This window comes from Halonatronum saccharophilum DSM 13868, assembly GCF_000517025.1.
Lineage (GTDB): Bacteria > Bacillota > Halanaerobiia > Halobacteroidales > Halobacteroidaceae > Halonatronum > Halonatronum saccharophilum.
In genome coordinates, this window is the sequence record NZ_KI912091.1 from 5,176 (window position 1) to 17,075 (window position 11,900).

Consider the following 11,900-nt stretch of genomic DNA (forward strand, 5'->3'; position numbering starts at 1 on the left):
TATGCATTGTTTATATCCATTTATTCATGAAAGAATTAAAGCTAAAGGTTGTGAAAATAGTTTAAACTTATATCCAAATTTAGAATTATTAAGTGTTCCTTCCTATGTAGTTGATGAAAAAAAAAGTATGCCGATTAATGCAAAAGCATGGAATTCTTCAGAATTAAACTATAAGAGGATGGATGAATATTTAGGAATTAAGATGACAACCAAGGAAATCAAAGATATAAAAGAAGGGTTAGAAGTATTCAAAGAAGATATAAAGAACAAAAATATTTCTATAGTTAGTGGCACTAGTTATTTTTTAAATTATTCAAACAACTACAAGAATAAAAAATATATAAGAAATTATCCAAATAATGTATTTGAACGTCCTGTGAATCATTGGTTGTCTATTTATGGTATTGAAAATAATAATCTTTTAGTGTATGATCCTATTCCAAATGATTATATAGGCGAAATTTCAAAAGAAGATTTTATTTTATTTTGGGAAGGAGATAGAAAGATATCCGAATTATCTTCTTTTCCAGGTGTAGAGAGACTTTGAGGTTCCCCCATTAAATTAGACACTAAGTTTAGTGGCTTTTCTCTCGTTTTCGTATTTTTCTGGACTTTTATAATTTAAAGTCGAGTGCATTCTAAATCTATTGTAAAAGACTTCAATATATTCAAATATATCTCTTCTTGCTTGAGCTCTTGTTATATAGTTATTATGATGAATTAATTCTGTTTTCAATGTTCCAAAAAAGCTTTCTGACACTGCATTATCCCAGCAATTACCCTTACGACTCATTGATGATTTAAATCCATTTTCAATTAATAGTTCTTGAAATTCTATACTAGCGTACTGACTTCCTCGATCTGAATGAAATATAAGTCCTCTTGAGACTTGGCGATTGTTTAGAGCCATATTAAGAGCATTTATTACAAGATTCTTTTTCATTGTGCTATCCATTGACCAACCAACAACTTTACGAGAATATAGATCTATTATGACAGCAAGGTAAAGCCAACCTTCCTGAGTAGGAATATATGTGATGTCTGAGACCCAGACTTTATTTTTTGAGATACATCAAATTCTCGGTTAAGAATATTATCTTTTATTGGCAGGTTATGATTAGAATTTGTTGTAACTTTGAATTTACGCTTTGTATAGCTTTTAATCCTAATACTTTCATTAATCTTTCTACTCGTTTTTTATTGCATATAATGCCTTCTTTCTTAAGCTGTTTGTAGATTCTAGGGCTACCATAAGTCCCACGGCTCTGCCAATATATTTGAGCTACCTTAAATTTTAAAGTTTCATTTTCTTCTTCTCTTTTACTTGGTTTCCTTTTTAACCATTTGTAATATCCTGACCGAGATACTTCTAAAAACTTTACACATCCTCTCCACAGCAAATTCATTGCTGTGATCTCGGATAAAACCATATTTTACTGTGGTTTCTTCGAGAAGATGCTTACCGCCTTTTTTAAAATGTCGCGTTCTTCTTTTGCAATTTTTAGTTCTTTTTTTAGTTTTATAATCTCTTGTTCTTCAGGAGAAAGATTTTGTTTACCATTGCCTGGGAAAGCTAAATTACCCTTGTCTCTATACTCTTTACGCCATCTAATTAGTGCATTATAACTAACACCTAAATCTTCAGCAATATCTTTACAATTTTTATCAGATTTAAGACTTAATTCAACAGCATCACGTTTAAATTGTTCATCACGTTTTATTTTAGGTTTGCTCATGTGTATTCCCCCTTTGAATAACTTTATTATACACCTTAACTCACTGTCTAACAAATAGGGGGAAGATTACTTTTATCTCGTGGATATATGGATATTAAAGTCAAAGAACATTTAACGTCAAAAGAAATTGAGGATAAAGCTTTTCAAACTATTAAAACAGTAGCATATGAATATATAACTGGAAGGAAATTAAGTAAAAATAATAAAACTTATTACTTTGGTAAATTAGCTGTAGAAAATTTATATAAAACATTAATAAGTTTTTCTCAAGAGCCAAAATTCGATAATATTACACAAGTTTTTAGTGAGTGTTTACATCAAACTAAAATATCACGATATTTCTTTAGAGATTTATTAAAGGATATTTCCAATAACTTTGGTGGGAATTATATAGAACTATATAATGATTTCAGCCAAATAACTAATCAGTGGGATAAATTTTATTTGATGTTTACTGTCAATATGAAAAGAAAACAATTAAATCAGAAAAATTTCAACTCACTTATTGATTATTTGAAAATATTAAAAGAAAAAGAATTAAAGTCATATAAAAAAGCACTGGATTTATCTTCAAAATATAATTTATTAGAGAAAATGAGTTAATTGAAGTATGGTTTAAATCATATTAGATATGGGAGGTATTAGATGATAGAAGATAAGATAAAAGAAATTATAATTGAAAACAGTGAATTATCTAACATATCAAATATTAAAGAAGATATAGATTTAAGAGAATTGGGAATTGATTCAATAAATTTTGTAAAAGTTATAGTTTCTATTGAAGAAGAACTAGAAATTAATTTTAATATTAATGATTTAGATTACAATAAATTCCCAAATACAAAGGCGCTTATTTCATTATGTAAAAAGATGTATTCTGAAAGTTAAATATATAATTATCACATTTTAAATTTAAAATGTGATAATTTCTTTTAAAGAATCTTTATAAAATTTGAATATAGTTTTTGTGTTGGTTTAGCAAAAACTTTAATATCAAGTAATTGAATTGGAATTATTATAATTAAGGAGGCTAAAATAATGAAAACTTTAAAATCTAATGAAGAAAAATACAAAAATAAGTTTAAATTAATTGACGATATTATCTCTAATACAGATAATTATACATTCAAAGAATTAAATTGTTTCTATAAACCATTTGCTATTATCCTCGCATCATTTCATAAAACTTATTATGATATATTTTTATTTTATTTATATATTTTTTTGATTTTTAAGCCTAATTTATGGCTTGAATATGAATCGACTAAAGATTACAATGAAAATCATATGTTATTTTACAAAAAAATATTAGAAGATAAATTAAACTTAACTATGGTTAAAATTGATTATAATAATGAAAACCAATTTCATGAAAGAATAAAAGAATCATTAAATCAAAATAACCCCATATTTATGCCTATGGATCTTATGGGGTTATATTATAATAAGATGTATATGGAAGAACCTCATCGTCATTATACAATTATTAAAGGATATGATAGAGAGAAAAAAATATATTATATCTTAGACAATATGCATATAGATAGTGGAGCAAATACTATATATAAAGATTTCATGATAACATTTGACCAAATATATCAAATGAACAAGTTGTTTTTTAAAAATTCTGAAGATGAAAAAATAGATTATAATTATTTCTGGGGTATTAAAAAATTTAATGATAATCTATCTTTTCCTACTATAACAGTTTATGAAGTATTAGAAGATTATCTAGCTATGTTGAAGGATATTAATAATGAAAAGATTATACTAGATTTTGCTGAAAAGAATGCTATAGATGATATTGAAAAAATTGATTTAGAATATATTATAAGTCGGCATAATATGAAAACAGTATATTATGATATTTTATTTAAATTTTTAAATGAAGCAAATGTTGAGGAAGATAGTATAAATAAGTTGAAGAAAATGAAGGAAAATCTATTAGAATTATGGGACTCTGTAAAACTAAGAATAACATATCTGAAATTGACTGGTAACAATAAAGCTGATGATTTAGAAGATTTAATACATACCAGTATAGATAAGGAGAAAGTTTTTAGGGAAGAGCTTATTCAAATTCTTTCACAACCCATTAAATGTATAGATAAGAGTTGTATAAATAATGAATTTTTCTTTGAGAAAAACAATAACCATGCTAAGATAATAAATACAAAAGAAAAGATAAGTATAATCCATAATTCTAATTGTACATATAATACGTGGATATCTGAAGATAATAGTGCACAATTATTAGTTAATCAAGAATTAAATGATAACTTTAGTTTTACTTGTAATGTAAGTGACCAATGTAAAATTGGGGAAGCATTTGATTGTGGCATTATTTTAAAAACAGATAATGATAAATTTTTATTTGGAAAACACGAAGGAATGTATATAGCGTTATTTTCCCCTGAAAAGGGAGAAAAATTTGTATTATTCAAAGAAGAATATATAGATGGGAGTATAAATTTAAAAGTTGAAAAAGATAATTATAATTATCTCTTTTATATAAAATCAGGGACAAAAGAACAATGGAGAGAAGTATACACCTTGAAAACCAAAGAAGAAATCAAAGTAATTGGTTTATTTTCAAGAACCTGGGAAAAGGTTGAAGCAGAATCTATATTTTCTGAGGTTAGTTTTGAAAAAATATAATAGCCTAAATTGCAATATTAAAGTTTTCGAATTATTCAGTATTATATCCAAATCAAGGTTTATATTCCTTTTTAAAAGTTTATAATATAGAAATCACTATGTAAAGTAGAGGTTATTTAAATATATTATCTATAGACGATAGAATTTATTTAAAACAGAGATATTCGATTATAGAATTTTGTTTAAAGGTAAAATTGTCAAACATTTTTTAGCTTTGCTAAATAATACTTGTTTTGGCTAGTCAAATTTGATAAATGGTAAGATAAATAATTTTAATGGGGTTTATTAATATTGATTTATAATAAGGAGGCATTATATGATTACCGTAGAGAATGTATTGAAAGAATTTCAAATTACTAAGAAAGAATCTGGGCTCAAGGGGACTATCAAGAGTTTATTTAAGAAAGAGATAACTATAAAGAAAGCAGTTAATGATATCAGTTTCCAGATAGAGGAAGGAGAGATAGTCGGTTATATCGGGGCTAACGGCGCTGGAAAATCAACAACTATAAAGATGATGACTGGTATCCTAGTTCCAACATCAGGAAAGATAACTGTCAATGGGCTTGTTCCTTATGAGAATAGACAGAAGAATGCCCAGCAGATAGGGGTAGTCTTTGGGCAGAGAACTCAGCTATGGTGGAACCTTCCCCTATCAGAGACATATCAATTATTAAAAGAGATTTATAATGTAAGTGATGAAGACTATAATAGAAGGATGGAATTCTTTAATCAGATTTTAGAGTTGGAAGGCTTTATGAATAATACTGTAAGAACCCTATCATTAGGGCAGAGGATGCGTGCGGATCTAGCAGCCTCACTTCTTCATAATCCCAAGATATTATTCCTTGATGAGCCTACCATCGGCCTTGATATCGTCGTTAAAGAGAAGGTACTCAAGGCTATCAAAGAAATCAATGAAGAGTTTCAAACAACAGTAATCTTAACGACCCATGACATGAGTGATATTGAGGAGTTATGTGACAGAATGATTATAATCGATGAAGGAAAGAAGGTCTATGATGGTAGTATCGAAAAGATAAAAGGTAGATATGGTTATATGAGAAGGGTAGAGATTGATGTGAAAAATAGTGAAGGATTAAATTCAATCAATATAGAAGAAAACTTTAATCTAAAAGAAGAAGATCTGATCTCTTGGATAGAAGAGAATAGATTACATGTAAAGTTTAATCGAAAGAAGATCAATATCTCTGAGATTGTAGCTTATGTGATGAGTAAATTAGAAGTAATAGATATAACGATTAAAGAGACGAATATCGAGGAGATCATCAAAAGAATCTATAATAAAGAGGAGGTTTAATAGTGAAGAAGATAAAGGAATGGTTTTCAATCTATTGGACCTTTGCTAAAAGTGAAATCCAAGATAGAATGGCGTATAGGCTAAGTTTTTTTAGTTTTTTCTTTGCGAATATTTTGCAGATTTTCATTATATATTATCTTTGGAAGGCAATCTTTAGTAGCTCTCCTTCTAGTACTTTACAAGGGTTTACATTACTAGAGATGATAACTTACGTTTTTATGACCAACATCACTCAGCGATTAATAGATTCAAGTGCTGATAGAACTTTAGGTCGGGATGTTGTGGAAGGGAATATAGCTATGAATTTAATTAGGCCAGTTAATTACAGAGTTAGATTATTATTTTCAGATGTAGGGAGTATAATCTATAATTTTATTATTTCTACGATTCCAATGTGGATTATTCTATTAATTGTCCAATATATTAATGCTGGTGAAGTTATATTAAATTCTAGCATGTTTACTATATATCCTATTAGTTTATTCTTAAGCTTTATTATTTTATTTTTATTCAATATTTGCTTTGGGATGATTGCCTTTCATACGACATATATTTGGGGGTTGGGCATGGCTAAACTTGCTATTGTTGGTTTCCTTTCTGGGCAAGTTATACCTTTAGATTTCTTTCCTCGTTGGTTAAGGAGAGTTTTACTTTTATTTCCTTTTGAATCGATGAACTATACACCAGTTATGATATACTTAAATAAATTTAATAAAGAGGAGATAATTAGATCAATCTCTACTCAAGTAGTTTGGGTTTTAATCTTGCTTGTATTGAGTAATTATCTATGGAATAAAGCTATAAAGAGATTAACAATTTTAGGAGGTTAATGAAAATGAGATTAAAGAGATATCTTCATCTTTATAAGAAATTTGCGTCTCAGCATTTAAAATCATTGATGCAATCAAAGGTAGACTTCTTTCTTGGGTTAATAGGCTTTTTTTTGATGCAAGCAGGGGGGGTTGCTTTCTTATACCTTGTCTTTCAACAGATACCAGATTTAAATGGGTGGACCTTTAATGAGCTCTTATTTATATATGGATTTGCCCAACTGCCTAGGGGTCTTGATCATCTAATAGCCGATATGATATGGAGGGTTGCAAATCCGATGATAGTTAATGGAGACTTTGACAGGTATCTGGTAAGACCAATTAATCCACTCTTTCAAGTTATAGCCACTAGATTTCAGGTGGATGCTTTTGGAGAGTTAATAGTAGGCTTAGGGTTAGTAATAATGGCTCTTTTTAGGATGGAAGTAAGACTAACTTTGATGTATTTTATCTTATTCCCTCTCCTTGTGGTTTCTGGAACTGTCATCTATACATCTATAAAATTATTCTGTGCTTCTTTAGCCTTTTGGATGAAAAATAGCTTCCCAATTTTACATTTGGTTTATTCTTTAAGTGACTATGCAAAATACCCTTTGGGAATATATATTAATCCTATTAGATTAATCTTGTCTTTTATTATTCCTTTTGCCTTTGCTGCTTTCATACCAGCTAGTTATTTAATAGGGAAAGAGAGTCTCCTTATAGGTGTTGGAGGAACCGTTGTCTTTGCTGCATTGTCCTTTAGTATAGCTTATAGGGTTTGGAGCAAAGGTATTAGTATCTATGAGAGTGCAGGGAGTTAATTAATTGTGTAATAAAATAAAAAGTTCGAGGGGATTAAAATGATAAGCAGTAATTCTTCAAGTGAGTTGAAATTTGTAAAACTAATAAAGGAACAAAGTGATGTTATAATAGTAGGAACAGGGTTAGCTGGTTTAACCACTGCTTTATCAATAGCTGAAAATAACAAACATAAGGTTGTTTTGTTGAGTAAAGTTGGAGTAAAAAAAAGTAATACCCAATATGCTCAAGGAGGAATTGCAGGAGTAATTGATGATAGAGATAGTTTTGCCCTTCATATAAGGGATACTGTACAAGCAGGGGCAGGTCTTTGTAATAAAGAAATGGTTGAAGTTTTAGTTAAAGAAGGTAAGGAAAGAATTATGGATTTAATAAAAGATAATTTTCCATTCGATAAAAAAGATAATAAGATTAATTTAGGGAAGGTAGGGGGGCATAGTAATAAGAGGGTATTACATACGGGTGGTAATTCTATAGGAGCAAAATTGATTTCTTTTTTCGCTGATAAATTGAAGAATAGAGATAATATTAGAATTTATGATAATAACTTTGTTATCGAATTATTAACTAGAGATAATAAAGCTTATGGAGTTTTAGCCTATGATAAAAAAGAGAAGAAATATAAAGTTTACATTGCCCCTGTTATAGTATTAGCTACAGGTGGCTGTGGAAATTTATATAAAAATAATTCTAACCCTAAAACTGCTACAGGAGATGGGATTACTTTAGCTTATAGAGCAGGAGCTGAAGTAATGGATTTAGAGTTTATGCAGTATCATCCTACTGTCTTAGCAACTAATAATTTTTTGATTTCAGAAGCTCTAAGAGGTGAAGGAGCAATCTTAAGAAATGATAAAAATAAAAGATTTATGCCCGGTTATCATAAGTTAGCTGAATTAGCTCCTCGTGATATAGTATCTAGAGCAATTTATAATGAAATAAAGAAAGGGAATAAAGGGTATGTCTATCTTGATATAACTGCTATTGATACTAGTATTTTAAAAGAAAGATTCCCTATCATTCATAATATGTGCATTTCAGAAGGTGTTGATATTTCTAAAAGCTATATTCCAGTAAAGCCAGCGGCACATTATTTAATGGGAGGCATTAAGGTTGATAGTAAAGGTGAAAGTAGTATTGAGAATCTTTTTGCTTGTGGAGAAGTAGCAGCAACAGGAGTTCATGGGGCTAACAGATTAGCAACTAATTCTTTACTAGAAGCTTTAGTATTCGCTAAAAGAACTGCTAAAGAGATAAATATAAGATCAAACAAGATTAAATTCAACTTCAAAGAGGAGATGAATTTTTCTTTAAAATTGATAAAAATACATTCTAACAATAAAATAGATGCTAGAAGACAAGAAATTCAAAATTTAATGGAAGATAAAGTTGGAATTTTAAGAGATGAAAAAGAATTAAAGTTTGCTTTAAGAAAGTTCGAAGAAATGCTAAAATGCTCAAGGTATGACTCAGATAGTATAGAAGGGTTTGAAGTAAAAAATCTACTTATTTTAGCTCAGTTAATGACTAAAGCTGCTCTAATCAGAAAAGAAAGTAGAGGGGCTCATTTTCGAAAAGATTATCCAGAGAAAAAACAAACATTTCAAAAGCATATCGTATTAAAAAAAGTAAATCATATAATAGTTTAAAAGTCACCTTTGATTAAAATGAATTATAAGCTCTTGTTGGAAGTGTAAGGCCAACATCCAAGAGTTGGAACTCCCAATTACAGTATCTAGGGTAGGATCAATGCTTACTCTATTTTTCAATGAGGACAGGGTGGATGATTATAGTGGGGCAAAAGCCTGTAATTTAGAGGCCTTCTCCCTTTACTTTAGGACTATGCTAGAGGAAGGAATCTATCTGCCTCCATCTCAATTTGAAGCTAACTTCGTGTCGTTGGCCCATTCTGAGGATCAATTAGAGAGGGCAATTTAAGCCAATTATGATACTTTAAATAAGGTGAAGGATATTATAATATAAAGTCATATGATTTATTTTGTAATAATTGTCCGGAATCTTAAGGTTGACAAAGAATATTTGGGTTAGAAATATTCACAGAAACAAGGAGGAGATATAGTTGATAAAATTCAAAAATATAGATAGCTATATTTTTAAAGGAGATAGTAAGGTAAATAAGAAAGTTTTTTTAATGGTTGTTATTAGTCTTTTTTGGTATTATTAGGATGTGATTCAAAGCAGGCTATAAATGAAAAAAGTGAAGTAAATAATGAAGAATATAAGCTAGTGGAAAAAGTACGAGTTAATACTGAGACTAATAAAGAAAGGTTGTTATACAAAGCCGAATACAATGAAAAAGGACAGAAAATTTATAAGTATGATATGAATAGACAGTATAAACCACCCTTTATAATTGGATATTATACAGTATCATACCAATATGATGATCAAGGGAGATTGAGTAAAGAAAAGATTATTGTTGAAGAGGAGGAGGAGAGTAAGAAGGAAACACCTAGATATGAGACCCCCTTAGGAAATATGTTCGATAATGCTTTAGATAACAAAGGAGTAATAAATCTAATTTATAGTTATGAGAACAATAATGAGATAGTTAAAAGTTATAATCAAGAGAAAGATATGACTTATGTTTGGGAATATCAGTTTTATGACAATGGAGAAGTAAAAGAAAGACTGGAATATGTTTTAGATGATGATAAAGAGGAAGGTTTTATAGATAAGGTAGTAGGTTTATTTAAATCAAATGATAAAGATTATAGAGGTTTTTGGGGCAGACCAGCTTTAAGCTATAAGTATGATAAAGAGGGTAGAGTAAATCGTAATATAGGTCCACATATGATGGAAGAATATAAATATAATAATAAGGGCCAACGTATTGAAACAAGGGCTTATATAGTAGGTATTTTTTCTGGCAATTATGAATATTGGTATACGGAATATCACACTTATAATCAAGGAAAATTAATTAAAACTAAAAGAGAAAAATATGATAAAATAGTTGAAACAAAAGAATATTTTTATGATGATAAAGGTAATAGAATAAAACAGATAACTAACGGTGTTTGTCAAGTAAGTTGTCGTATTTAAATATTTTATTTTAATAAAATCATGCCTTAGATTGATTAGTATAAGTTTTAATCTCTTCCTTTTTAATAGGATTCAATGATACATATTCAGGTAATGACCAATCTCTAATATCTTTAGCCCACCTTTCTGGGTGCTTTATTTTAGCTTCTTCATAAATTTTAGTACGTCTTTTCATTATCTCCATATCTAAACCATAGTGTCTTTGATATGGTGTTATAAAGTTGATTCCACTGTGTAAATGAGTGTAATTATACCATTTGACAAATTTCTCAATCCATTCTCTGGCTTGCTCTAAACTAGAGAAACCTCCATGTGGATACTGAGGTCTATATTTCATTGTTTTAAATAGTGACTCTGAATAAGGATTGTCATTACTTACTCGAGGTCTTGAAAAGGAGCTTTGGACTCCTAGCTTTTCTAAGGTTGCTAGAAAAGTTGCTGCTTTCATAGGGCTACCATTATCAGAGTGAAGTACTAATGGTCTTCCAGCTATACCTTGTGATAACGTTGCCTTTCTTATCAAATGCTCAGCATATTCTGCTTTTTCTGTTTCCCATACTTCATAAGATACTATAAATCTGCTATACATATCTACAATCATATAAAGCTTATAATATTCTCCTTTGATAAGAGCATTTAACCATGTTATATCCCAAGTCCATACTTGATTAGAAGCTGTAGCTATATGTGTTGGTGGCTCTCTCTTTACAGGTTCCTTAGATCTACTCCTATGAGTATTCATCTTCTCTTCTTTCAATATTCGATAGATAGTTGATTCTGATGCTAGGTACTTACCCTCATCTGCTAGTTTAGGAACTATCTGTGATGGTGGTAAGTCGGCAAACTTAGGACTGTTAACTGTTTTGACTATCTCTAGACGCTCTTCTTCTGATAATTTATTTTTAGGATTAGATCTTTTAACTAATGGTCTTTGATCTTTTTTTACATCTCCATTTTTAGTCCACCTTTGATAAGTTCGTTCACTAATGTCTAATACCTCACAGGCTGGTTTTAATCTAGCACCGTTAGTTCTTGCTTCATCGATCAGTTCTACTGCTATAGTGCGATCTGAATCACTGATCATTCTTCCTCTGGGTCCCCCCAGATCGCATTTGCTTTTTTTCTTAATACTAGTAATGCTGCTGTTTCAGCTAAGGCTTTTTCTTTACGTCGTAATTCTTTTTCAAGCTTTTTGAAAATTGCAATATAAAATGCACAGCCTTTATGGAAAAAATACCTCATATGATGTGTTTATTTATGCTACATTTAAACCTATTTCAAATATATTATTAGAACTTTTAAAACCAAACATCTTCCTAGGATAATTATTAATCCATTTTTCAATTCTTTTAATTTGATTTCTACTAAGATTCTTAAAGCTACTTCCTTTTGGCAAAAACCTTCTAATCATTTTATTTAAGTTCTCATTACTCCCTCTTTGCCAAGAAGAGTAAGCATCAGCATAATATTGCTTTGTCCTTGGAATTT

12 protein-coding genes and 2 pseudogenes are annotated in these 11,900 nt (G+C 29.4%); 10 read left to right on the forward strand and 4 right to left on the reverse strand.

Translation table 11 applies throughout. The features are described from left to right. Window positions 1-547: pseudogene (locus HALSAC_RS0100120) on the forward strand (hypothetical protein); the annotation flags it as partial. Between the two features lie 15 nt (window positions 548-562). On the opposite strand, the pseudogene HALSAC_RS16720 reads toward HALSAC_RS0100120, so the two are convergent. Continuing rightward, window positions 563-1,736, reverse strand: a pseudogene (locus tag HALSAC_RS16720) (IS3 family transposase). An 87-nt stretch (window positions 1,737-1,823) separates the two neighbouring features. Here HALSAC_RS16720 and HALSAC_RS0100135 point away from each other — a divergent pair. The 9 genes from HALSAC_RS0100135 to HALSAC_RS0100180 all read left to right on the forward strand — a co-directional run bounded on the left by HALSAC_RS0100135 (window position 1,824) and on the right by HALSAC_RS0100180 (window position 10,412). Further along, on the forward strand, window positions 1,824-2,339 hold the full coding sequence (locus HALSAC_RS0100135; RefSeq protein WP_027338553.1) for a hypothetical protein: 516 nt from the start codon (window positions 1,824-1,826) through the stop codon (window positions 2,337-2,339). A gap of 42 nt (window positions 2,340-2,381) precedes the next feature. Further along, window positions 2,382-2,624, forward strand: coding sequence for an acyl carrier protein (locus HALSAC_RS0100140; protein ID WP_027338554.1), 243 nt, complete (start codon window positions 2,382-2,384; stop codon window positions 2,622-2,624). Between the two features lie 150 nt (window positions 2,625-2,774). Beyond that, window positions 2,775-4,394 carry a BtrH N-terminal domain-containing protein gene (locus HALSAC_RS0100145; protein ID WP_027338555.1) on the forward strand — a complete coding sequence of 540 codons (1,620 nt, stop codon included), beginning with the start codon at window positions 2,775-2,777 and terminating at the stop codon, window positions 4,392-4,394. A gap of 316 nt (window positions 4,395-4,710) precedes the next feature. Continuing rightward, window positions 4,711-5,715, forward strand: a complete 1,005-nt coding sequence (locus tag HALSAC_RS0100150) for an ABC transporter ATP-binding protein (protein WP_027338556.1) — start codon at window positions 4,711-4,713, stop codon at window positions 5,713-5,715. Between the two features lie 2 nt (window positions 5,716-5,717). Then, a complete protein-coding gene (locus HALSAC_RS0100155; RefSeq protein ID WP_051412015.1) occupies window positions 5,718-6,545 on the forward strand; it encodes an ABC transporter permease in 828 nt (275 codons plus the stop codon). 5 nt (window positions 6,546-6,550) lie between these two features. After that, complete coding sequence (locus HALSAC_RS0100160) at window positions 6,551-7,348, forward strand: ABC transporter permease (RefSeq protein ID WP_035570989.1); 798 nt, start codon at window positions 6,551-6,553, stop codon at window positions 7,346-7,348. Window positions 7,349-7,387: 39 nt separating this feature from the next. Further along, the gene (nadB, locus tag HALSAC_RS0100165) at window positions 7,388-8,995 is read left to right on the forward strand and encodes an L-aspartate oxidase (protein WP_051412016.1); all 1,608 of its coding nucleotides are present in this window, start codon (window positions 7,388-7,390) and stop codon (window positions 8,993-8,995) included. Window positions 8,996-9,125: 130 nt separating this feature from the next. Next, the gene (locus HALSAC_RS16965) at window positions 9,126-9,284 is read left to right on the forward strand and encodes a hypothetical protein (RefSeq protein ID WP_156924114.1); all 159 of its coding nucleotides are present in this window, start codon (window positions 9,126-9,128) and stop codon (window positions 9,282-9,284) included. A 309-nt stretch (window positions 9,285-9,593) separates the two neighbouring features. Continuing rightward, entirely contained in the window at window positions 9,594-10,412 is an 819-nt protein-coding gene (locus HALSAC_RS0100180) for a hypothetical protein (RefSeq protein WP_156924115.1), read from the forward strand. A 19-nt stretch (window positions 10,413-10,431) separates the two neighbouring features. Here the strand turns inward: HALSAC_RS0100180 and HALSAC_RS0100185 are convergent, their stop codons facing one another. The 3 genes from HALSAC_RS0100185 to HALSAC_RS14565 form a co-directional block, all read right to left on the reverse strand. Then, window positions 10,432-11,496: an IS3 family transposase gene (locus tag HALSAC_RS0100185; protein ID WP_027338561.1), complete on the reverse strand. Its 1,065-nt coding sequence runs from the start codon at window positions 11,494-11,496 to the stop codon at window positions 10,432-10,434. Further along, window positions 11,493-11,654 (reverse strand): hypothetical protein, encoded by a 162-nt coding sequence (locus HALSAC_RS17320; protein ID WP_211231272.1) that lies wholly within the window; start codon window positions 11,652-11,654, stop codon window positions 11,493-11,495. The genes HALSAC_RS0100185 and HALSAC_RS17320 overlap by 4 nt, the downstream gene beginning before the upstream one ends. 13 nt (window positions 11,655-11,667) lie before the next feature. Beyond that, window positions 11,668-11,900 (reverse strand): IS30 family transposase (locus HALSAC_RS14565; protein WP_035570991.1); only part of this gene is annotated, 233 nt, incomplete at its 5' end.

Bases quoted from the DNA above. Each gene is read 5' to 3' on its own strand.
- HALSAC_RS0100160 (WP_035570989.1), top strand. From the start codon at position 6,551: ATGAGATTAAAGAGATATCTTCATCTTTATAAGAAATTTGCGTCTCAG.
- nadB (WP_051412016.1), top strand. From the start codon at position 7,388: ATGATAAGCAGTAATTCTTCAAGTGAGTTGAAATTTGTAAAACTAATA.
- HALSAC_RS17320 (WP_211231272.1), bottom strand. From the start codon at position 11,654: ATGAGGTATTTTTTCCATAAAGGCTGTGCATTTTATATTGCAATTTTC.
- HALSAC_RS0100135 (WP_027338553.1), top strand. From the start codon at position 1,824: ATGGATATTAAAGTCAAAGAACATTTAACGTCAAAAGAAATTGAGGAT.
- HALSAC_RS0100150 (WP_027338556.1), top strand. From the start codon at position 4,711: ATGATTACCGTAGAGAATGTATTGAAAGAATTTCAAATTACTAAGAAA.
- HALSAC_RS0100145 (WP_027338555.1), top strand. From the start codon at position 2,775: ATGAAAACTTTAAAATCTAATGAAGAAAAATACAAAAATAAGTTTAAA.
- HALSAC_RS0100140 (WP_027338554.1), top strand. From the start codon at position 2,382: ATGATAGAAGATAAGATAAAAGAAATTATAATTGAAAACAGTGAATTA.
- HALSAC_RS0100185 (WP_027338561.1), bottom strand. From the start codon at position 11,496: ATGATCAGTGATTCAGATCGCACTATAGCAGTAGAACTGATCGATGAA.